Consider the following 21,048-nt stretch of genomic DNA (forward strand, 5'->3'; position numbering starts at 1 on the left):
CTTTGCATGAACGAACCCGAGCCGGCTGCCATGGCCGTCCTGCCCCACGCCGGCCATGAGAACCGAGCGCGGGAAGGGCGGCCGGGCTCGACTTGTCGTCGATCAGGCGCTTTCAGGTACAACCGGCCGTCGTCGTGGGCTTGCGACAATCAATACTTGGCGACATCTCAAGTCGTCATGCACTGATTGCAGCTCGTCCGGGCGGATGGAAAGGTCGACTTGGCACCCGGCCGATGCTCCGCCCGCGAGATTTAAGCCCGGGAAATGTAACGGTTTGTATCTGGAGCGGATCTTCTGTGGCGGGCCCGTTCTGGTCTTGAAGGATCCTGCTGTATCGCTATATCTTGCGAGTAAGACCGGCGGCCTATGGGGCCGTCGATCACCGAAGGAGGTTACATGGCATTCGGCACGGATCCCCGCATAGCGCGCATGGGCGGACGTGTAGCGGTCGACCAAGTCGACGCGGGCCTGCGCCGCTACATGCTGTCCATCTACAACTACATGGGCATGGGCCTGGCGCTGACCGGCATCATCGCGATGGTCGTCGCTTCGTCGCCTGCCCTGTACGAGCCGATCCTGTTGTCGCCGCTCAAGTGGGTGGTGATGCTGGCGCCGCTCGGCTTTGTGATGTTCCTGGGCTTCCGGGTCCAGCAGATGAGCACGTCCGCCGTACAGATGACCTTCTGGGCGTTCTGCGCCGTGATGGGTCTGTCGATGGCGTCCATCTTCCTGGTCTTCACCGGGGCCAGCATCGCGAGGACGTTCTTCGTCACGGCCGCCGCGTTCGGCGCGCTCTCGCTCTACGGTTACACCACCAAGCGTGACCTGAGCGCGTTCGCGACCTTCCTGGTCGTCGGCCTGTTCGGCCTGATCATCGCGAGCGTCGTGAACATCTTCGTCGGTTCCAGCGCCATGCAGTTCGCCATCAGCGTCGCTGGCGTGCTGATCTTCGCTGGGCTCACCGCCTGGGACACCCAGCGGCTGAAGGAGATGTATTACGAGGCGATGGAGCCGGGTGCGCAGACCAAGATGGCCGTCATGGGCGCCTTGTCGCTGTACCTGAACTTCATCAACATGTTCCAGTTCCTGCTGCAGTTCATGGGCGTGCGCACCAATAGCGAGTGACGCATGTTCCATTGACGCACTCGACTGAGTAAGGATCGGCCGCCTTTGACGAGGCGGCCGTTTTCTTTTGTGGTGAAAGTGTCCGACACTCCCGTGCCAAGACCCGTTGCCGCCCTGCTCGCGCTCATCCTGCTCGGCTCCTGCAGCGCCCACCCTCCACCCGCCGCCGCCGTGCCGGACAGCGGCAAGGTCACCCGGATCCCGGTGCCCGACCTGGACCTGCCCAGGCGGATGCAGGGCGGTGCCGTCCTGGAAGAGGCATGGACGCTGCGCTCCCGCCTGCGGATCAGCGGCCTGTCCGCCATGGCCCTCCAGGGGGACCGGCTGATGCTGGCGACCGACGATGGGCAGCTTTTCGCCACGAACTGCCCGGAGGACCAGACGCTGCAAGGCTGCGACGACCGCTGGGGCTATGACGGGCGGCTCGTGGCGCGCGGCGCGCCCAGGGCCGATTTGGAAGCCCTGGCGATCCGGCCGGACGGTTCGGTGGTAGCCGGCCTCGAGAACATGCCGCGCCTGGCCCTGCTTCAGCCGGACGGCAGCGGCTACCAGATCGCCAAGCTGCCCGGCGCGCCGAATATGCGCAGCCTGCCCAAGAACAGCGGCCCGGAGGCAGTCGCCTCGCTGCCGGATGGGCGGCTCGTGGTGCTGCCGGAGGGCAGCGTCACCCAGGAAGGGCAGGCGACGATCCTGGTCGAGCAGCCGGACGGCAGCTGGCAGACCACAAGGATGCTGCTGCCGACGCCCGGCCTGCTGCCGACCGAGGCTGCCGTGGCTGGCGACCGGCTGTTCGTGCTGCTGCGCGGCCTGGGGCTCCTGGCCGGCTGGCAGATGCAGATCGTGGCCCTGCCGCTGGCGTCCCTGGACGCACGCCCCGACGAGCTGCCAGAGCCGGTATTGGTGGTCACGCTCGACGAGCAGCGCATCGCCGACAACTACGAGGCCATGGCCGTCCGCCAGATGGCCGACGGCAGCTATACGCTGCTGGTGGCCAGCGACGACAACGGCTTCACACTGCAGCAGAAGCTGCTGCTGCTGTTCAGCTGGAGGGAAGAGGGGGCGTAGCGCCAGGAACGGGCGCGCGCAGGTTCATGATCGCCCGGAACGGGACGAGCAGCACCAGCGCCATGGCGAGCTTCACCGCGAGGTCGCCGATCGCCCAGCTGATCCAGGGCAGCCCGGTGAAGGCGAAGGCACCGCTGAAGAATACAGCCGTGTCCCAGGTCGAGGCCAGGACCGAGCCGACCAGCGGAGCCTTCCACCATGAAGCGCGGCGCATGCGGTCGAAGATGGTGATGTCGAGCAGCTGCGATGACAGGAAGGCCAAGCCCGAGGCCAACGCGATCCGTGCATCGGACAGCAAGTAGGACAGCACCACGCCGATCGCGAAACCGACCAGCGCTACCTGCCGGGCCCGAGCCGGTCCGTACCAGCGGTTGGTAAGGTCGCTGACCAGGAACGCCATCGGGTAGCTGAAGGCGCCCCAGGTCAGCCAGTCGTTGATCGGAAACTGGACGAGCCAGTTCGATGCGACCACCACGACCACCATGGCCGCAACCGCCTCGAGAGGCAGGCCGGTGGCACGGGATGATGAAGGCGAGGGCATGGCTGGCTGAGCGTCAGGCCTGCGCAGCACGGGCAGCGAGCACGCGCTCCTGGACGCGCGCAAGCTCGGGCGACAGGTTCCTGGTTGAAGCCTCGACCAGGAAGCCATCCAGGCCACCATGCTTGTCGACCGTCCGCATGGCAGCGACGGTCAAGCGGATGCGGAACTGCTGCTTCAGCGTCTCGCTGTAGAGGCGGCGATACTGCAGGTTGGGCAGGTACCGCCGGCGGGTCTTGTTGTTCGCGTGGCTGACATTGTTGCCGACGAGAACGCCCTTGCCCGAAACGGCGCAGCGACGTGCCATGGGAAGATCCTTGAAGTAACTCGTGACCGATCGGACGAACGGGACCCGCAGGTGGCGGATGCCCGGCACGCAGTGGTGCCGCATCTAGCGCCGGCTCATGGCCGCGTCAAGCTGAAGCCCACCGGCCCGCATCGGCATGTGCGGCGGATTGTATGCTGCGCTGCACCATAAATGTCCTTGAAATGAGTCTAAACCGTCATTATCTAGCGTTTGTGCGGTGCAGCATAAGCGCCCTACAGCAAGATCGCTGGTCGCCAAAAGGAGAGATTGCCGTGGCCACTAACCTGTTCCAGCCCCCCAAGTTCGACACCGACCTGTTCGTCGCAGCGCAGAAGCGCAATGTCGACGCCTTCACCGGTGCTTCCCAGATCTTTGCCGATGGCCTGCGTGCGCTCGCGCAGCGTCAGGTCGAGATCACCCAGGCTTCCATGAAGCAGTTCATGACCGACAGCCAAGCCTTCCTGACCAGCAAGCCCACCGAGGTAAAGCCGGCAGACATGGCCGGCAAGGTCAAGAGCGCCTACGAGGCCGCGGTCGCCAACGCGCAGGAGCTCGGCAACATTGTGGTGAAGGCACAGTCCGACGCCATGAACGTGCTGAACAACGCCGCTGTCGCGAACTTCGACGACATGAAGAAGGTCACGGTCGCCTCCTGACCTTCTCGTCCCTGGCTGAGCCGGTGCCCGACGCGGCGCACGGCTCGGGCAGAAAGCCAGTCGAAAGAACGGCAGCGCCAGAACGGCGCTGCCGTTCTTCGTTGGTGATCAGGCCGGGCCCGTCCAGCGCATGGTGATCCGCTCAGGGTCGAGCTTTGCACTGACGGGATGCGCTTCGGCCAGCGAACCGATCAGCAGAAAGCCCGTGATCACGTCCTCCTGGCTGCAGCCCAGCGCCTGGCGGATGTGAGGGTCGTAGGCGTTCTTGCCTGTGGCCCATTTGGCCGCGAAGCCGCGGGCATGAGCCATGATGAGCATGTTCTGCATCGCCGCGGCGCCGGCGGCGATCTGCTCTTCGGCCGGGATCTTGTGGCCAGGCCGCACCCGCGTGACCACCACCACGACCGCCGTGGCCCGCATCACGTTGCGCCGCTGCTTATCCAGGTCCACCTCGGCCACGTTCGGATCGGCGGCACGCGCAGCTGCCACGAACACCTCGCCCAGGGCCGCCCGTGAATCACCCTCGATCAGGATGAAGCGAAACGGCGTCAGCTTGCCATGATCCGGTGCCGCTGCTCCAGCCGCCAGAATTTCCTGCAGATCCGCCGGGCCTGGGCCCGGGCCGCCCATCTTCAGCGGTGGGACCGTGGTCCGGCTCAAGATGGCGGTCGAAACGTCCATGGTATGGTCCTCTGGCTGCGCGATGCGGAACCGGTTCATACTTCAGATGGTCGAGGCCGGGAAACCGGGTCCGGCGCAGGTCCGCGTCCAGGTCATGGAACCTCTTCACATCGATGGCCATCCTTGACCCGCCGCCGCCCCTCGCGCATCTGCCGGGCATGCAGGTGCATTGCCATCTCGACCATCTTCCAAAGGCTGCCCGCGGGCTTGCGCTCGCCATCGGCAATTTCGACGGCGTCCATCTTGGCCATCGTGCCATCTTGGGCCGCACGGCTGCCGATGCGCGCGACTTGGGCGTGCCCGCCGGAGTCCTGACTTTCGAGCCGCATCCGCGCGAGCTTTTCTCCCCTGATTCGGCGCCGCGAAGGCTGACCCCTCTGCGCCGCAAGCTCGAACTACTGCGTGATGTCGGCCTGATGCATGTCGTCGTGCCGCGGTTCACCCGTGCCTTCGCGACGCTCGCACCGGAAGCCTTCGTCGACGACGTGCTGATCCACCGGATGGGGGTGCGGATCGTCGTGGTTGGCGCGGACTTCTGCTTCGGCAAGGGCAGGGCAGGCACGGCCCAGTTCCTCAAGGAGCGCCTGGCCACACACGGAGTCGCGGCGGTCGTGCACTGCAAGGTCTCGATCGACGGCGTGGACTGTTCTTCCACGAGAATCCGGCAGTTCCTGGCCGATGGCGACGTACGGGCTGCCGCACGTCTGCTCGGCCGGCCCCACGTGATCGAGGGGGTCGTGCGGCGAGGCGCGGGGCTCGGGCGGCAGATCGGGTTCCCGACGGCCAATATCGCACCGCTGCACCGGCGTGTCCTGCTGCCTGCGCACGGCGTCTATGCCGCCAGGGTCGGCATCGTCGGCGAGGATCCCGGCGAGCCGCGTCCGGCCGTCCTGAACTGGGGGCGCCGGCCGACCGTGGACGGCGTCCAGGAAGTTCTCGAGGTGCATCTGTTCGATCTTCCCCGCGACCTCTATGGTAGGCGCTTGCGGGTGGGCTTCGTCGAGCGTCTGCGCGGCGAGATCCGTTTCCCGAATTTGGAGGCGCTGGTGGCCCGGATCCGCGAGGATGCCGAAGCCGCCCGCGCGCTGTTGTCGTCTCCTCCCTCGTCGGCCGGAACATGAGCCAGGATCTGAAGAGCACGGTCTTTCTGCCGAAGACCGATTTCCCGATGCGGGCCGCCTTGCCCGAGCGCGAGCCTGCAATCGTGCAGCGCTGGATCGACGCCGGCCTGTGGGAACAGATCCGTGGCAAGTCGAAGGGCCGGCCGCTCTTCGTGCTGCATGACGGCCCGCCTTATGCCAACGGCAACATCCATATGGGCACGACGTTGAACAAGGTCCTCAAAGACCTGATCAACCGCTCGCGCCAGATGCTTGGGTACGACGCCAACTACGTGCCCGGCTGGGATTGCCACGGGCTGCCGATCGAGTGGCAGATCGAGCAGGAGTACCGCAAGCGCGGGGCCGACAAGGATGCCGTGCCGATCGTCCAGTTCCGTCAGGAGTGCCGCCGGCACGCCGACAAGTACATCGATATCCAGCGCAAGGAGTTCCAGCGCCTGGGCTGCCTGGGCGACTGGAACCATCCCTACACGACGATGGCTTTCTCGTCCGAGGCGTCGATCTTCGAGGAACTGGCCAAGTTCCTCCAGAACGGCTCGCTCTATCGCGGCCTGAAGGCGGTGATGTGGTCGACGGTCGAGAAGACCGCGCTCGCTGAAGCCGAGGTCGAGTACCACGACCACACCTCGACCACGATCTGGGTGCGCTTCCCGCTGGCCCGCGTGATCGACCCGGTGCTGACCGGGGCGGCCGTGGTGATCTGGACCACGACACCCTGGACGATCCCGGCCAATCGGGCCGTGGCCTACGGGTCCGACATCGCCTACGTGGCACTCGAGCCCACCGAGGTGGCAGACGATGCCACGGTCAAGGCCGGCGATCGGCTGATCGTGGCCGAGGATCTCCTGCCGTCGTTCCTGGAGACGGCTCGGATCACCACGCACAAGGTGCGCGCCCGGTTCCCCGGCTCGGCCCTTGCCGGCTGTATCGCTCACCACCCGCTGCGTGGCCTGGCCGACGGCTACATGTTCGACGTGCCGCTCCTGGCCGGTGACTTCGTCACCACCGAACAGGGCACCGGCCTCGTTCATATCGCCCCGTCCCATGGCGAGGACGACTTCAACCTTGGTGCGGAGAACGACATCCCGGCCGAGGACACGGTGGGCGACGACGGCACCTATACGGCGCGCGTCCCGGGCTTCGTCGGCACGCACGTGTTCAAGGCGCACGAGCCGGTGATCGCGGCCCTGGCCGAGCGCGGTGCGCTGGTGGCACGCGGTAAGCTGCTCCATTCCTACCCTCATTCCTGGCGATCCAAGGCACCCTTGATCTTCCGCGCCACCGCGCAGTGGTTCATCGCCATGGACGACTCGGTGCAGGTGCGCAGCAAGGCGCTGGCCGCGATCGACGCCACCACCTTCGTGCCGGAGAAGGGCAAGAATCGCCTGCGCTCGATGGTGGAGGACCGACCGGACTGGTGCGTCAGCCGCCAGCGTGCCTGGGGCGTGCCGATTGCCGTGTTCGTCGACAAGGCGACCGGCCAGCCGCTGCGCGACCCCGAGGTCTGCCGGCGCATCGCCGACTCCTTTCGCGAGGAGGGCTCGGACGCCTGGTGGTCGCGCGACCCGCAGAGCTTCCTGGGCGACAGGTACCGCGCCGAGGATTTCGAGAAGGTCGACGACATTCTCGACGTCTGGTTCGACAGCGGCTCGACCCATGCGTTCACGCTGGAAGGCCGTCCGGACCTGCGCTGGCCGGCGGACCTCTACCTCGAGGGGTCGGACCAGCATCGCGGCTGGTTCCAGTCCTCGCTGCTGGAGAGCTGTGGCACCCGTGGTCGCGCACCCTTCGACACGGTGCTGACCCATGGCTTCGTGGTCGATGCCGCCGGGCGCAAGATGTCGAAGTCGCTCGGCAACACCCTTTCGCCCATGGACCTGATGAAGACCCATGGTGCCGACATCCTGCGCCTCTGGGTGGTGTCCACGGACTTCTCCGAGGACATCCGCATCAGCAAGGACATCCTGGACCGAACGGCCGATTCCTACCGCAAGGCGCGCAACACCCTGCGCTACCTCCTGGCCAACCTGGACGGCTTCTCCCCGGCTGAACGATTGCCCTATGAGCAACTGCCGGAGCTGGAGCAGTGGGTGCTCCATCGGCTGGCCGAGATCGACCGGGCAGTGCGGGATGGCAACGAGGCTTACGACTTCCTTGGACCGTACAAGCAGGTCCTGGAATTCGCGTCGATCGACCTGTCGGCCTTCTACTTCGACGTCCGCAAGGATTCGCTCTACTGCGACCACCCTGAGGATCTGCGCCGCCGTGCCGCCCGCACCGTCCTTGATCGTGTGTTCGAGCACCTGGTCCGGTGGCTGGCGCCGATCCTCGTGTTCACGACCGAGGAAGCCTGGCGCTATCGGCGTGGGGAGGAGGCCGGCAGCATCCACCTGGAGCAGTTCCTGGAGATTCCCGCATCATGGATGCGGCCGGACCTGGGCGAGCGTTGGGACCAGGTGCGTACGCTCAGGCGGGTGGTCACCGGTGCGCTCGAGATCGAGCGCCGCGAGAAGCGGATCGGCAGTTCGCTGGAGGCGGCTCCCGAGGTCTACATGACGGAGGCGCAGGCCAGGGTGCTGGATGGGCTGGACCTGGCGGAACTCGCCATCACCTCCTGGGCGAAAGCGAAAGTCGGTGAGGGGCCGGCGGATGCGTTCCGGCTCGAGGAGGTGGCCGGGGCATCCGTGGTGCCAAAGCAGGCCGAAGGCGAGAAGTGCCTGCGATGCTGGCGGGTCCTGCCTGAGGTCTCCAACTCCGAGGACCATGTCTGCCGCCGCTGTGCTGGCGTGCTTGGCCGGCTTCGCGTCGCAGCATGACCCACGTCCGCGCGGCGCTGCTGCTGGCCGTCATCGTGTTCGTCCTGGACCAGGCGACCAAGGAGGCCGTTCTGTACTTGTCGGATCGCCTGCCCACGGCCGTCATGCCGTTCTTCAACCTGGTGCTCGTCTGGAACCCGGGCATCAGCTTTGGGATGTTCGGCGGGGACAAGGCGCTGGAACCCTGGATCCTGGTCGGCCTGACCGCCGTGATTTCCACTGGGCTCGTGATCTGGCTGGTCCGCGAGCGGCACCGGCCGACCGCGCTGGCCCTGGGCCTGGTGCTCGGTGGTGCGGTGGGCAACGTAATTGACCGCCTCCGGCACGGCGCGGTCGTGGACTTCCTGGATTTCCACGTTGCCGGCTTTCACTGGCCGGCCTTCAATGTCGCGGATTCGGCGATCGTGGTGGGCGCATTGTTGCTGGTGGCGGAGAGCTTCATGGGCAAGAAGAAGGAGGCAGCCTCGTGAGCAGGGCCGGGTCGAGGGCGACCGGATGCGCACTGGCAGGGGCAGCCATTCTGCTGCTGGGCGGCTGCGACACCACCATCCAGGAACAACTCGGGCTGCGCCGGACCGGGCCCGACGAGTTCCAGGTAATCAGGCGGGAGCCGCTGACCATGCCGCCTTCCCTGGCCGAACTGCCGCCGCCGAGGCCTGGGGCACCCGCACTCAGTGAAGCGCGTCCCTCCGAGGAAGCCAGGCAGGTCCTGCTGGGCAACGCTACCGTGATCGGCGCTGGCAATACCGCTGACGGCTCGATGGAGGCAGTGGAGGTACCGGTGACGCCCGGCCAGCAGGCACTCCTGGACGAGACCGGCGAGATCCCCGCCGATCCCGATATCCGGCGTACTCTTGAACAGGAGGAGCAGGACGCCACATCGATCAGTACGCGGACCTTCCTGTTCATTGCATCCTGGCAGCGCGACCAGCCGGAGGACGAGCCGGGTCTGGTGCTCGATCCGGTCGCGGAGGCCCAGCGCCTGCAGCAGGCTGGCGTGAACGCATCGAACAAGCCGCTCACCACCCGCGTCGGCAGCGTGCCGCTTGCCATCCCGCCGGTGAATTGAGGACAACACGTGCACGCGATCGCCGGATTGAATCCCCAGGGACTGGTTCCGCCGCAAAAGGGCCTGTTTCATCCGGCCACCTTCCATCTCGGCAACGGGATGGAAGTGGTGGTGGTCGAGAACCATCGTGCACCTGTGGTAGCCCACTGGGTGTGGTACAAGGTCGGCTGCGCGGACAGCCCCATCGGGAAATCCGGCCTTCCGCACTTCCTCGAACATCTGATGTTCAAGGGCACGGATGCAATTCCGCCCGGTGCCTTCTCCAAGGAAGTCGCGAAGCAGGGCGGCAACGACAACGCCCAGACAAGCTTGGACTACACTGCCTATTTCCAGCTGATCGCCAAGGACCGTCTGCCCCTGATGATGCAGATGGAAGCCGACAGGATGGCGAACCTGCGCCTGGTCGACGAGATCGTGTACCCGGAGCGGGACGTCATCGTCGAGGAACGGCGCCAGCGGATCGACAACGACCCCAACGCGCAGCTCCACGAGCAGATGAGCGCGCTGCAGTACCTGCACCATCCCTACCGCCTGCCGGTGATCGGCTGGATGCACGAGATCCAGGCCTATACCCGCGAGGATGCGCTGGCCTTCTATGACCGTTGGTACGCACCAGGAAATGCGGTGCTAGTGGTGGCCGGAGACATCACGGCGGACGAACTCCGCCCGCTCGCCGAAGCTACCTACGGAAAGGTGGCGCCGCGCGGCACGCCGGAGCGGGTGCGCGTTGGCGAGCCGCCGCAGCTGGCCGAGCGCCGCCTGCAACTGGCCGACGAGCGCGTGGGGCAGCCCTTCCTGATCCGCTCATACCTGGTGCCGTCCTTCGCCAGCGCCGGCAAGGAGCACGCCTATCCGCTCGAGGTCCTGATGGAGTGGCTGGGGACGGGTGGAACGTCCGAGCTGTTCCGCGACCTCGTGGTCGAGAAGGGGCTGGCGTCCAATGCCGGCGGGTTCTACCGGGGCGTGTCGCTCGATCCGACCATGCTTCGAGTCTACGCGATCCCACGGCCCGGCGTCGGCCTGGACACGCTGGAGAGCGAGCTCGACGAGGTGCTTGCCCGGGTGGTGCGCGACGGCATTCCTGCGGACGCCCTCGAACGAGTGCAGCGGCGCATGCTCGCCGAATCTGTCTATGACCGGGACAGCCTGATGGGCGCCTCGCGCTATTTCGGTGCTTGCCTGTGCAGCGGCCTGACAGTCGAGGATGCGGAGGCCTGGCCGGAGCGGATCGCGGCTGTCACGGTCGATGACGTGCGCGCGGCTGGGGCCCTTGCGTTCAACAAGCGGCATGCGGTGACGGGCCACTTGGTCCACGCCTGATTCCGTCTTTCAACGTTACCTTCCAGTCAGAGGAGTGCCGCAGCTTGGTCCCCGTTCAGGAGGTGAAGACCCCAGGCGGCATCCGCGCCTATCTTGTGACCGAGCGGACGGTGCCGTTCCTGTCCCTGGGCTTCCACTTTCGTGGTGGTGCCAAGCTTGACCCGTTCGGGAAGGACGGATTGGCAAGCTTCACGGCCGGCGTGATCGACGAGGGGGCAGGCCCCTACGACACGCAGGCCTTCCGGCGCGAGCTGGAAGACAATGTCATCCGCCTGGGCTTCGACGCCGATCGCGACGGGTTCAGCGGCCATCTCAAGACATTGTCCGCGACGCGTGACCACGCCTTCGAGCTTCTGCGCCTGGCGCTGCACGAGCCGCGCCTCGATGCAGAACCGGTCGAGCGGGTGCGTGCCCAGGTCCAGGCCGATCTGTCGCGACGGGCCAAGGACCCCAATGCCCAGGCGCGTCGCCACTTCTACCATGGCATGTTCGGCACGCATGCCTATGGTCGGCCGATCCGCGGCACCCTGGAGACGGTCACGCTTTTCAGCGCCGGCGATGTTCGAACCTATGTGTCGGAGGCGTTGCGCAAGGACGATCTGGTGGTCGGTGTGTGCGGCGACATCGATGCCGCGACGCTGGCGCCCTTACTCGATCATGCCTTTGGCACGCTTCCGGCCGGCAGCGCCTGGACGGTCGAGACCGCCGTGCCAATGGCCGGCCCAGGCCTCGAGATCGTAGAGATCGACAATCCTCAGACCGTGGCGATGTTCGGCCATGGCGGGATTGAACGGCATGATCCGGGATACCAGGCTGCCTTCGTCGCCAACCACATCCTGGCCGGTGGCGGCTTTTCCTCGCGGTTGATGGAGGAGGTCCGGGAGAAGCGTGGCCTGGCTTATGGCGTCGGTGCGTCGCTGGTGGAATTGCAGGGCGCGCCGCTCTGGATCGGGCATGTCGCGACCAGCAACGACCGCGTGGCGCAGTCCCTGGAGATCATCGCGAGCGAAGCCAGCAAGCTGGCCAATGGAATGCTCGACTCTCCTGAGCTGGAGGATGCCCGCACCTATATCACCGGCTCGTTCCCGCTGCGGCTGACAAGCAATGACCAGGTGGCCGGCATGCTGGTGGGCATGCTGACCCTGGACCTGGGCCAGGACTACCTGGATCGCCGCAACCAGCTGATCGAGGCGCTCACGCTCGAGGAGGTACAGGCGGCGGCACGACGCCTGTTCCATCCTGATGCCATGCGTGTGGTGGCCGTGGGCAAGCCGCAGGGCCTCAAGGCGGCCGCCTGACCGCCACCGTGGGGGAAGACTGGACTCCATTGCCGATCTGCCGCCTGCCCGATCATCTCGTCAATCGCATCGCCGCCGGCGAGGTGGTGGAACGGCCAGCCTCGGCCATGAAGGAGTTGATCGAGAACGCCCTGGATGCCGGCGCCAGCCGGATCGAGGTAGCTGTCGCCAATGGCGGGCGCAGCCTGATCCAGGTAGCCGACGACGGTGTCGGCATGACGGAGGCTGACCTCCGGCTCTGCGTGGAGCGGCATGCGACCAGCAAACTCCTGCCGGATGCGGATCTCGTCCGGATCGCCACGCTCGGCTTTCGGGGTGAGGCGCTGGCGTCGATCGCGGCGGTGGCACGACTGAGCATCACGACCCGTACGACGGAGGCAGCCCACGCGATCGTGCTCGATGTCGAAGCGGGCAAGGTCGCGCCGATTCGGCCGGCCGCCGCTCCGGTCGGCACGCGGATCGAGGTGCGTGACCTGTTCTTCGCGACACCGGCCCGCCTGGCCTTCCTGAAGTCGGAGCGGGCCGAGGCAGCGGCCATCCTTGACCAGTTCGACCGGCTGGCCCTGGCCCGGCCCGACATCGCGTTCAGCTTGATCATCGACGGTCAGGAGCGGCGCCGGTTCGAGCCGCCGCGTGAACCGTCAAGCAGGCTGGAAGCGCGCGTTGCAGCCGTGTTCGGGGCAGCGTTCCTAGACGATGCTGTGCCGCTCGCTGTCGAGCGGAGCGGGATCGGCCTGTCCGGCTATTTCGGCCTGCCGACCGAGGCCGCCTACGGACGGCGGCCGTTCCTGGTCGTGGTGAACGGCCGGCCTGTACGCGACCGGCTGGTGGAAACGGGGCTGCGGATCGGCTACGGCGATACGCTCGCCAAGAACCGGCTGCCGGGTGCAGCGCTGATGGTCGCGCTCGATCCCGAGCGGGTCGACGTGAACGTTCACCCGGCCAAGACCGAGCTTCGGTTCCGCGAGCCGGATCTCGTGCGAAGCCTGGTGATCGGGGCTATCCGTCGCTTGCTGGAGCAGGCAGGCCAACGCACCGCCCGCTCCGTGTCGCTCGATCGACTGGCTGTCGCCACGGAGCCAGGTTCCCGGGTTCCTGCTTGGCCGTCAGCCTATCGCTCCGGCCATGCCGTTGGCGCCCTGTCCCCTGGACTTGCCGAGGCCGCGATCGCCTTCCAGGCAAGGCTGGATGTCGGTGCGCCATCGGCTCGGGTGGAAACAGCAGATCCACGGCAATCGGCGCAGCGGCATCCGCTCGGGGTCGCTCGCGTGCAGTTGTTCGATGCGTACGTGCTGGCGGAGACGACCGACGGTTTCGTGTTGGTCGATCAGCATGCTGCGCACGAGCGTATTGTCTACGAGCGGCTCAAGGCCGAGTTGCATGACGGTGCAGTAGCACGGCAGGGCCAACTCGTTCCCGTGGTGGTGGACCTGCCGGAGGATGCAGTCGAGCGGCTGGTTGCCGCCGCAGAGCCTTTGAGCCGGTTGGGGCTGGTCCTGGAAGCCTTCGGATCCCGTGCGGTCATGGTGCGGGAGAGCCCGGCCATGCTGGGAGCGGCCGACCTGGCCGGGCTTGTTCATGATCTTGCCGACGGCTTGGCCGAACAGGGTGGTCCCCACGTTCTCCTGCGTTCGCTGGAGCGTGTCGCCGCAACGATGGCCTGTCATGGTAGCATACGGGCCGGCCGGCGGCTCACGCTGGCCGAGATGGACGCATTGCTGCGCCAGATCGAGACGACTCCCAATGGCGGCACCTGCAATCATGGCCGACCCACCTGGATTGCCGTTGGGCGAACCGTCATCGACCGGCTTTTCGGCCGCTAGAATGATCCGTCATGCGCCGCGTGTGCCACACGGCCTCGACGGCGGGAGCAACTTCGGTTATATCTGGCCAGACGCAGCGTCCTGCACCGAGCAGAGCAAGATCAGCTGTCAGGCCGGTGGCAACTTGTCTCCGGCCTTTTACATGGAAGCGTCGGAGTCTCTATGGCCTACGTGGTCACCGAAGCCTGCATCAAGTGCAAGTACACCGATTGTGTCGAGGTTTGCCCCGTGGATTGCTTCTACGAGGGTGAGAATATGCTGGTGATCAACCCTGACGAGTGCATCGATTGCGGGGTTTGTGAGCCGGAATGCCCGGCGGAGGCCATCCGCCCGGACCTCGAGAGCGAGGCGGAGAAGTGGGCGGAACTTAACCGTGATTTTTCAGCCCAGTGGCCGAACCTGACGAAGAAGCGGCCTGCTCCGGCGGACGCGGACAGTTTCAAGGGCGTGAAGGGCAAGTACGAAATGTACTTCAGCCCGGATCCAGGCCAGGGCAATGGCTGAGCCAGCTACGGCGTACGCACGGACGCGTGATGAGCGATAATAGTAGCTCTCTTAGATAAAATGTGCTATATCTTGTGTGCTTAAGTGAAGCGATTGGTCTTCCTGCGGTCGTCGCTCGTGATTTTCATGTCCTAGTCGGGCACTTCCACGTTTGCGACGACGTGGTGTTCTTATCGAAGAGAACCGTCGGGCCTCACCATGTTTGGTTGGGTCGCGACGAGACGCGAAGGAAAGTGCCGCATGGCCAAGAAAGAACTGGCTTTCGAGCCCGGTGATCATATCGTCTACCCTTCGCATGGGGTAGGCAGAGTCCGCAGCGTCGAGACAGAGATCATCGCCGGGTTCGAGCTGGAGATGTATGTCGTCGGTTTCGAGAACGAGCGCCTCACGCTGCGCGTACCGGTCGGCAAGGCTGCCAAGGCTGGCATGCGGAAGCTCAGCTCGCGCGAGAAGATCCAGTCTGCGCTGGAAGCGCTGAAGATCAAGACCAAGCCGCGCCGCTCGGTCATGTGGAGCCGTCGCGCGCAGGAATACGAAGCGAAGATCAACTCCGGTGACCCGGTGGCCATCGCCGAAGTGGTGCGTGAGCTGCATCGCGCCGAGGATGCCGAGCAATCCTATTCCGAACGGCAGATGTACCGCGCTGCCCTGGAGCGCTTGGCCCGTGAAGTCGCAGCAATCGACAAGGTCGATGAGGCGGAAGCGACCCGTCGCCTGGAGAAAGTGCTCTCCGCGGCGGCGTGATGTCAGCTGTTTCCAGCTCGAACGACGGGGGCATCGGCCCCCGTTTCGTTTTTTAACCTTCGTATTTCTGCTGGTCCTGCGGAGTGCGCTGACAGCGGGCTGATTGGTGACGCCGCGCCCTTCGTCTCAGACATGAGAGGCTTGCCGAGGGCCGGGTGGAACATGACCGGTCTTCCTGGCCTTACGCGGCATCGGGCAGAGCCGGCAAACGCTGCAGCCCGGGTGACCTGCCGCGAGCGCGTCGCCGGCTCGCAGCCTCACACGGCAGAGCCGCGATTCTCCGCTACACGCTCCTCGATCACGTCCCAGATCTGCGCCTCGATCGACACGCCGTCGAACCGGTCGATCTCCTGGATGCCGGTAGGCGAGGTGACGTTGATCTCGGTGAGATAGTCGCCGATCACGTCGATGCCGACAAAGATCAGGCCACGCTGCTTCAGGGCCGGGCCGATCGCCTCGCAGATTTCATGCTCGCGGTGGGTGAGGCTGCTCTTCTCAGCGCGTCCGCCGACATGCATGTTGGCTCGCGACTCGCCGTGCGCCGGCACGCGATTGACCGCACCGGCGGGCTTCCCGTTCACCAGGATGATGCGCTTGTCGCCCGCCCGTACCGCTGGCAGGTAGCGCTGGATCATCAGGGGCTCGTTCAGGTAGCGATTGAACAGCTCCAGAAGGCTGCCAAGATTGGTATCGTCCGGGCGCAGGTGGAATACACCGGCTCCACCGTTGCCGTAGAGCGGCTTGACGATGATGTCGCCGTGCTCGGCCCGGAACTCCCGGATCTGATCGATGTCGTAGGTGATCAGGGTCGGCGGCATCAGCTCCGCGAACTGGGTGACGAACAGTTTCTCCGGCGCGTTGCGGACATGATGCGGGTCGTTGACCACCAGCGTTGTCGGGTGCACCCGATCGAGCAGGTGGGTGGTCGAGATATAGGACAGGTCGAACGGGGGATCCTGGCGCAGCAGCACCACGTCGACGCCCGCAAGATCGATCGCCTCCGGCTGGCCGAACTGCACATGGTCGCCTTCGACCCGCTGCACCTTGATCGCCCGCGCCTTGGCGACCACACGGCCGTCCTTCCAGGAGAGATCGCGGGGCAGGTAATGATAAAGACCAAAGCCCCGGCGCTGGGCTTCCAGCGCCAAGGCGAACGTGCTGTCCGCGTTGATCGCGACGGTCTCCAGCGGATCCATCTGGATCGCCACCGCTAACGACATCGATCTACTCCCCGGCTTGACAGCGGACGCCGTCAGGCGTTCCGAAATCCACGTCACATGATGAACGGCTGAGGGTATGGATGGCCTACGACTCCGACAACATCTTTGCGCGCATCCTGCGCGGCGAGATCCCCAACCGGACCGTCTACGAGGATGATTTCGCCCTGGCGTTCCACGACATCAACCCCCAGGCACCGATCCATGTGCTGGTGATCCCAAAGGGTGCCTATACGGACCTCGCGGATTTCGGCAGCCGGGCGACCCCGGAGGAAGTGACCGGCTTCTTCCGGGCAGTCACCACCACGGCTGAAAAGCTTGGAGTTGTGGCACCGGGCTTCCGCGCCCTGTGCAACACCGGACCGAACGCCCACCAGGAGGTCCCGCACTTCCATCTCCACCTGTTCGGCGGAAAGCCGCTTGGACCGATGCTCTCGCGCTGAGGCTCAGTTCAAGCCGGTCCGGAGACCTGCGTGGGCGGCGACTGCTCGGGCAGGTTCAGCGTGCAGCCTGACAAACCAGCGCCGATCACCGCGGAGATCAGGAGAGTGCGAAGCATGACGCTCATGTGAGGCCCATCCCGACGCGGCAGCAGGCCGCCACTGCGACCTGCCTTAGCACACGCAGGCTGGTCAAGTGATCAGGTGACCGCAGCGAATGGAGCCCTGACTGGCGTAGCGGCCTTGCCAGCCGACCACCAGGTCGCGACAGGGCCCAGCCATAGTCCCGCCAGCACCGGCGCCAGCCATGGCAGCGCCTGGGGCGAGAACCAGATGCCCAGGCCCAGGAGCAAGAACCCGACGCCGATCGGCAGCATGTGGGTCTGCCAGACCTCGCCCCAACTCAGCCTCCGCGCACCGCGCGCCTGTGCGCCCCAGGCATCGACCTGCCCTCGCAGGGTCTGGATCAGGAAGCGGGTGTGCCAGACCATGAACAGCGGGGCGATCAGCGAGGAGAACACCTGCTCGCCCAGCACGTCACGCCAGAAGCGGAACGTCGGCTTCTCCCTGCCTTCCGCCAGCGCATGAACGACGCCCAGCACCTTCTGGGCGAACAGCAGCACGAGCGTGATCAGGAGGATCGAGGGGAGCACACTTCCAGCCTCGCCGCCACCCGGTGAGACGATCAGGCTTGTGACCACAAGCCCGAACCAGACCGCCGAGACGATATAGGCCCAGGCTCCCATGAAGAAGTGGAGGCGGCTCAGCGGGTGCAGCCCCCGCATCGACAGTAGGCGCAGGTGCTGGAGGTTGCCCTGCATCCAGCGCCGGTCGCGCTTGACCTCGTCCACGAGCGTGGGTGGGCTGTCCTCGACAGCGCCGTCCAGGTCATAGGCCAGCCAGACCCGCCAGCCGCTCCGGCGCACCAGGGCCGCCTCGACGAAGTCATGGCTCATGATCGGTCCGCCCAGCGGCGCCTTGCCGGGCAGTTCAGGCAGGCCACAGTTCTCAGTGAACGCGCGGACGCGGATGATGGCGTGGTGGCCGTAATAGTTGGCTTCGCTGCCGGCGAAGATCGATAGCCCGGCGGAGGCGATCGGGCCATAGATGCGGGTGGCCAGCGCGCGATAGCGGGTGAAGCGGGTCTCGCCTTCCGTCAGACCCGGCGACACCTGGATGATGCCGGCGTCCGGGTTGGCATCCATGAGCCTGGCCAACGAAGCGAGCGTGCGGCCGCTCATCAGGCTGTCGGCGTCAAGGATCAGCATGTAGTCGTAGCGGCCGCCCTGGCTGCGGCAGAATTCGGCGATGTTGCCGGCCTTCTTGCCGTAATTGTCGGTACGGACCCGCCACATGATGCGGAACTGCGGCCAGGAATGGACGAGCCGCTGCCACTCGCGCCGTTCCTTCGCGATGACGTCGTCGATGTTGCTGTCCGACAGGATATGGAAGGTGAACCGACCGTCCATCTTGAGGGCGGCCAGATCCCGGATCAGGCTTTCCAGCTTGGCAAGGCTCTCGGTCGGGTCCTCGTTACGCAGTGGCATCAGCACGGCCGTGCGACCCCGCGGCGGAAGCAGGGAAGCCGTCGCCGTCGCCCGGATCATGCCAGCCGGTGGCACGCCCCGCTTGAGCGCCAGAAAACCTGCCGTGGTCAGAGCAAAGCCAAACGCCAGCCAGCCAAAGCACAAGCCGAACAGCGTGATGAGGATGCCCTCACCGATGGAGAAGCCGTCAGCCGCCAGGCCAGAGCCCATCCACCACACCGCCGTGATGGTGAGACTTAGCCAGACGGTCAGGACGAGGATACGCCAACCGGTCGAGTGGGGATGCGAGGGCAGGGCAACCCGCCTCTGCATTGGCTCCGCAAACCCTTTGATGGGCATGTCTGCCGGAGCCGGTTCGGGAGCCAGCGCCAGACTCTCTCTGCTGATGACGCGGTCCATGCTCAATTCCTGGCTTCCATAGGACGCTGCTCATGTATGTTCGTCATGACATGAATGCTGGGGCGCGCCCTTGGTCCACCGTCTTCATTCGCCGTCCGGACGAGCGCTATCACGCCGCTGAACCTGCTCTGAACCCGCGGCAGGCGTCTGCGTTCCACAGTAGAGCGTAGCATGTTCATGATCGCTGCCTCCCTTGCCGTCAGCCAGCGAGCCGGGCATGCGGCTGCAAGGTCACGGTCCGGCATGATTGGCTAGAAAATGGGGATTGTTGCACCGCAGTGCAACAAGCATCGGCACCAAGGGTCCACTGCCGATGAATGCCTCCCATGACGTCGATGCATGACTGGACTTCCACGAGGGGTGGAAGGGCCCTGTCGGTTGGAAATCGACCAGGTGGCCGATCCGTGCGAACCTCTGCCGGGTAGGCGGGCATGATCTGCTCCATTAAAATCGGTCGGACGGTTCGATGAGGCATGGACGCAAGATTTCGGTGATCGGGCTGGGTTATGTCGGCCTGCCTGTGGCCGCCGCCTTTGCCCGACTGCCTGGCGCCCGGGTCGTGGCCTTCGACATCGACCCTCGACGGGTCAACGAGCTTCGCCGTGGCTTCGATCGAACCGGCGAGGTTGATGCCGGCTCGCTCGCCCTGCCAGACCTGCACCTGACGACGGATCCTATGGACCTCCGGCGGGCGGATTTTCACATCGTGACCGTGCCTACGCCGATCACCGATTCCAAGCAGCCGGACCTGGGCCCGATGATCGCCGCGTCGCAGACCGTCGGCCGGCAGCTCAAGAAGGGTGATATCGTCGTCTACGAGTCGACCGTCTACCCGGGCGTAACCGAGGAGATCTGCGCTCCGATCCTGGCGCGGGAGTCGGGATTGACCGTCGGCGAGGATTTCGCGCTAGGCTACAGCCCCGAGCGGATCAACCCGGGCGACAAGGAGCATCGCCTGGAAACCATTGTGAAGGTGGTAGCGGGCAGCGACCTCGCCACGCGCAAGATCGTGGCTGAGGTCTATGGGTCGGTGGTCAGGGCCGGCGTCCATCTCGCGCCGTCGATTGCCGCGGCCGAAGCGGCCAAGGTCATCGAAAACACCCAGCGCGACCTCAACATTGCCTTGATGAACGAGCTCGCGATCATCTTCGGGCGCCTCGGCATCGACACGACGGACGTGCTCGCGGCGGCCAGAACCAAGTGGAACTTCCTGCCGTTCCAGCCGGGCCTTGTCGGCGGGCACTGCATCGGCGTCGATCCCTACTACTTGACGAGCCGTGCCGAACAAACGGGCTACACGCCGCAGGTCATCCTGGCTGGCCGGCGCATCAATGACGAAATGGGGCGGTATATCGCGGATGAAGCAATCAAGCGGTTGGTCCGGCACCGCCGCGCGAACAATGCGGTCGTCACGGTGCTTGGTTTCACCTTCAAGGAAGACGTCCCGGACGTCCGCAATACCCGGGTCGTCGACATTGTTGCCCGGCTGGAGGAGTTCGGCCTTGCGGTCCAGGTGCACGATCCGATGGCGGATGCCGAGGAGGCGGCACGGGAGTATGGTGTCCGCCTTGTGCCCCATGCTGATCTCGCGCCGGCGGATGCGCTGATCATCGCCGTCAAGCATCGGCCCTTCGTCGAGGGCGGATGGCGGCTCGCAACTTCTCTGCTGCGGGACCGGCAGGGGCCGGTGATGGACGTGAAGGGGCTTCTCGACCGAGCCGAGGTACCGGATGGTGTGGAGCTGTGGCGCCTGTGAACGGCTGCGCGATGCGGTCGGCGGATCGCCCTCGCCACCTTGGTCACGCTCTTCCTGCTTCCTGCAGGTGGTGTGAGGGCCGACCAGCGTGATCCCGGACTCAACCCATTGTTCGCTGATCTGCAGACGGCAGATGCCGTGCAGGCTCGGGCGATCGAGGAGCAGATCTGGCTGATCTGGTTTCGACACCCGGACCGTGTGTCAGAGGGTCTGCTCGACGAGGGCACGGTCCTCATGGGGCAACGCCGCTGGAACGAGGCGCTGGACCGGTTCGACCAGCTGGTGGCGCGAGCGCCGGACTTCGCCGAAGCCTGGAACAAGCGGGCCACGACCTATTTCCTGCTGGGTGACCTGGAACGGTCGGTCCTGGACATTCAGCGGACGCTGGCGCTGGAACCCCGCCATTTCGGTGCCTTGTCGGGCCTCGGCCAGATCTATCTCCAACTGGACGAGCCGAAAGCCGCCCTTCGGGCCTTCGAGGCCGCCCTGTCGATCCACCCCGGCATGCCGGGCGTGCAACGGCAGGTGGTTGATCTCCGAGCCAGGATCGGCGGCAGCGACATCTGACGTGTCCTGTGGCCGGCCGTCCGGCTAGGCTCGCGGGCAATGGCGACGGCGACGA

General features: G+C 65.6%; 20 protein-coding genes. 15 read left to right on the top strand and 5 right to left on the bottom strand.

All coding sequences use genetic code 11. From position 1 onward, the window contains the following. Positions 1 to 429: 429 nt before the first annotated feature. Positions 430 to 1,125 carry a Bax inhibitor-1/YccA family protein gene (locus VHL31_RS07960; RefSeq protein ID WP_349262389.1) on the top strand — a complete coding sequence of 232 codons (696 nt, stop codon included), beginning with the start codon at positions 430 to 432 and terminating at the stop codon, positions 1,123 to 1,125. A 93-nt stretch (positions 1,126 to 1,218) separates the two neighbouring features. After that, a complete protein-coding gene (locus tag VHL31_RS07965) occupies positions 1,219 to 2,190 on the top strand; it encodes an esterase-like activity of phytase family protein (protein ID WP_329660675.1) in 972 nt (323 codons plus the stop codon). On the opposite strand, the gene VHL31_RS07970 is transcribed toward VHL31_RS07965, so the two are convergent. After that, positions 2,165 to 2,758, bottom strand: a complete 594-nt coding sequence (locus VHL31_RS07970) for a VUT family protein (protein WP_414653671.1) — start codon at positions 2,756 to 2,758, stop codon at positions 2,165 to 2,167. The two genes, VHL31_RS07965 and VHL31_RS07970, sit on opposite strands and share 26 nt — an antisense overlap. Further along, positions 2,745 to 3,035 carry a 50S ribosomal protein L28 gene (rpmB, locus tag VHL31_RS07975; RefSeq protein ID WP_329660677.1) on the bottom strand — a complete coding sequence of 97 codons (291 nt, stop codon included), beginning with the start codon at positions 3,033 to 3,035 and terminating at the stop codon, positions 2,745 to 2,747. The genes VHL31_RS07970 and rpmB overlap by 14 nt, the downstream gene beginning before the upstream one ends. A 272-nt stretch (positions 3,036 to 3,307) precedes the next feature. Here rpmB and VHL31_RS07980 point away from each other — a divergent pair, with 272 nt between their 5' ends. Next, positions 3,308 to 3,691, top strand: a complete 384-nt coding sequence (locus tag VHL31_RS07980) for a phasin family protein (RefSeq protein WP_329660678.1) — start codon at positions 3,308 to 3,310, stop codon at positions 3,689 to 3,691. Between the two features lie 108 nt (positions 3,692 to 3,799). On the opposite strand, the gene VHL31_RS07985 is transcribed toward VHL31_RS07980, so the two are convergent. Beyond that, positions 3,800 to 4,372, bottom strand: a complete 573-nt coding sequence (locus tag VHL31_RS07985; protein ID WP_329660679.1) for a nitroreductase — start codon at positions 4,370 to 4,372, stop codon at positions 3,800 to 3,802. A gap of 113 nt (positions 4,373 to 4,485) precedes the next feature. On the opposite strand from VHL31_RS07985, the gene VHL31_RS07990 reads away from it, so the two are divergent. The 9 genes from VHL31_RS07990 (at position 4,486) to VHL31_RS08030 (ending at position 15,067) form a co-directional block, all read left to right on the top strand. Then, a complete protein-coding gene (locus VHL31_RS07990; RefSeq protein WP_329660680.1) occupies positions 4,486 to 5,493 on the top strand; it encodes a bifunctional riboflavin kinase/FAD synthetase in 1,008 nt (335 codons plus the stop codon). After that, complete coding sequence (ileS, locus tag VHL31_RS07995) at positions 5,490 to 8,309, top strand: isoleucine--tRNA ligase (RefSeq protein ID WP_329660681.1); 2,820 nt, start codon at positions 5,490 to 5,492, stop codon at positions 8,307 to 8,309. Before VHL31_RS07990 ends, ileS begins: the two co-directional genes overlap by 4 nt. After that, positions 8,306 to 8,779, top strand: coding sequence for a signal peptidase II (gene lspA, locus VHL31_RS08000; RefSeq protein ID WP_329660682.1), 474 nt, complete (start codon positions 8,306 to 8,308; stop codon positions 8,777 to 8,779). The genes ileS and lspA overlap by 4 nt, the downstream gene beginning before the upstream one ends. Further along, a complete protein-coding gene (locus VHL31_RS08005; protein ID WP_329660683.1) occupies positions 8,776 to 9,378 on the top strand; it encodes a DUF3035 domain-containing protein in 603 nt (200 codons plus the stop codon). Before lspA ends, VHL31_RS08005 begins: the two co-directional genes overlap by 4 nt. 9 nt (positions 9,379 to 9,387) lie before the next feature. Beyond that, positions 9,388 to 10,698 (top strand): pitrilysin family protein, encoded by a 1,311-nt coding sequence (locus tag VHL31_RS08010; RefSeq protein WP_329660684.1) that lies wholly within the window; start codon positions 9,388 to 9,390, stop codon positions 10,696 to 10,698. Between the two features lie 44 nt (positions 10,699 to 10,742). Beyond that, positions 10,743 to 11,996, top strand: a complete 1,254-nt coding sequence (locus VHL31_RS08015; RefSeq protein WP_329660685.1) for a pitrilysin family protein — start codon at positions 10,743 to 10,745, stop codon at positions 11,994 to 11,996. A 29-nt stretch (positions 11,997 to 12,025) separates the two neighbouring features. Continuing rightward, complete coding sequence (gene mutL / locus VHL31_RS08020; protein WP_329660686.1) at positions 12,026 to 13,819, top strand: DNA mismatch repair endonuclease MutL; 1,794 nt, start codon at positions 12,026 to 12,028, stop codon at positions 13,817 to 13,819. Between the two features lie 162 nt (positions 13,820 to 13,981). After that, positions 13,982 to 14,323, top strand: coding sequence for a ferredoxin FdxA (gene fdxA / locus VHL31_RS08025; protein WP_329660687.1), 342 nt, complete (start codon positions 13,982 to 13,984; stop codon positions 14,321 to 14,323). Between the two features lie 240 nt (positions 14,324 to 14,563). Continuing rightward, positions 14,564 to 15,067, top strand: a complete 504-nt coding sequence (locus VHL31_RS08030) for a CarD family transcriptional regulator (protein WP_027135240.1) — start codon at positions 14,564 to 14,566, stop codon at positions 15,065 to 15,067. A gap of 257 nt (positions 15,068 to 15,324) precedes the next feature. On the opposite strand, the gene gshB is transcribed toward VHL31_RS08030, so the two are convergent. Beyond that, positions 15,325 to 16,287, bottom strand: a complete 963-nt coding sequence (gshB, locus tag VHL31_RS08035; protein WP_329660688.1) for a glutathione synthase — start codon at positions 16,285 to 16,287, stop codon at positions 15,325 to 15,327. An 80-nt stretch (positions 16,288 to 16,367) separates the two neighbouring features. Here gshB and VHL31_RS08040 point away from each other — a divergent pair, with 80 nt between their 5' ends. After that, positions 16,368 to 16,727 carry a histidine triad nucleotide-binding protein gene (locus VHL31_RS08040; protein WP_329660689.1) on the top strand — a complete coding sequence of 120 codons (360 nt, stop codon included), beginning with the start codon at positions 16,368 to 16,370 and terminating at the stop codon, positions 16,725 to 16,727. Between the two features lie 197 nt (positions 16,728 to 16,924). On the opposite strand, the gene mdoH is transcribed toward VHL31_RS08040, so the two are convergent. After that, positions 16,925 to 18,670, bottom strand: a complete 1,746-nt coding sequence (gene mdoH / locus VHL31_RS08045; RefSeq protein ID WP_329660690.1) for a glucans biosynthesis glucosyltransferase MdoH — start codon at positions 18,668 to 18,670, stop codon at positions 16,925 to 16,927. Between the two features lie 466 nt (positions 18,671 to 19,136). Here mdoH and VHL31_RS08050 point away from each other — a divergent pair, with 466 nt between their 5' ends. Together VHL31_RS08050 and VHL31_RS08055 are read left to right on the top strand one after the other, a co-directional pair. Continuing rightward, the gene (locus VHL31_RS08050; RefSeq protein ID WP_329660691.1) at positions 19,137 to 20,426 is read left to right on the top strand and encodes a nucleotide sugar dehydrogenase; all 1,290 of its coding nucleotides are present in this window, start codon (positions 19,137 to 19,139) and stop codon (positions 20,424 to 20,426) included. 108 nt (positions 20,427 to 20,534) lie between these two features. Continuing rightward, positions 20,535 to 20,993 carry a tetratricopeptide repeat protein gene (locus VHL31_RS08055; protein ID WP_329660692.1) on the top strand — a complete coding sequence of 153 codons (459 nt, stop codon included), beginning with the start codon at positions 20,535 to 20,537 and terminating at the stop codon, positions 20,991 to 20,993. The last annotated feature ends 55 nt before the right edge of the window (positions 20,994 to 21,048 follow it).

The organism is Geminicoccus sp., from assembly GCF_036263595.1.
Taxonomy (GTDB): Bacteria; Pseudomonadota; Alphaproteobacteria; order Geminicoccales; family Geminicoccaceae; genus Geminicoccus.

Excerpts from the sequence above, each read along its gene's own strand:
- VHL31_RS07960 (WP_349262389.1), top strand. The coding sequence starts at position 430 with ATGGGCGGACGTGTAGCGGTCGACCAAGTCGACGCGGGCCTGCGCCGC.
- rpmB (WP_329660677.1), bottom strand. The coding sequence starts at position 3,035 with ATGGCACGTCGCTGCGCCGTTTCGGGCAAGGGCGTTCTCGTCGGCAAC.
- VHL31_RS07985 (WP_329660679.1), bottom strand. The coding sequence starts at position 4,372 with ATGGACGTTTCGACCGCCATCTTGAGCCGGACCACGGTCCCACCGCTG.
- VHL31_RS07990 (WP_329660680.1), top strand. The coding sequence starts at position 4,486 with ATGGCCATCCTTGACCCGCCGCCGCCCCTCGCGCATCTGCCGGGCATG.
- ileS (WP_329660681.1), top strand. The coding sequence starts at position 5,490 with ATGAGCCAGGATCTGAAGAGCACGGTCTTTCTGCCGAAGACCGATTTC.
- lspA (WP_329660682.1), top strand. The coding sequence starts at position 8,306 with ATGACCCACGTCCGCGCGGCGCTGCTGCTGGCCGTCATCGTGTTCGTC.
- fdxA (WP_329660687.1), top strand. The coding sequence starts at position 13,982 with ATGGCCTACGTGGTCACCGAAGCCTGCATCAAGTGCAAGTACACCGAT.
- VHL31_RS08030 (WP_027135240.1), top strand. The coding sequence starts at position 14,564 with ATGGCCAAGAAAGAACTGGCTTTCGAGCCCGGTGATCATATCGTCTAC.
- gshB (WP_329660688.1), bottom strand. The coding sequence starts at position 16,287 with ATGTCGTTAGCGGTGGCGATCCAGATGGATCCGCTGGAGACCGTCGCG.
- VHL31_RS08040 (WP_329660689.1), top strand. The coding sequence starts at position 16,368 with ATGGCCTACGACTCCGACAACATCTTTGCGCGCATCCTGCGCGGCGAG.
- mdoH (WP_329660690.1), bottom strand. The coding sequence starts at position 18,670 with ATGGACCGCGTCATCAGCAGAGAGAGTCTGGCGCTGGCTCCCGAACCG.
- VHL31_RS08050 (WP_329660691.1), top strand. The coding sequence starts at position 19,137 with ATGAGGCATGGACGCAAGATTTCGGTGATCGGGCTGGGTTATGTCGGC.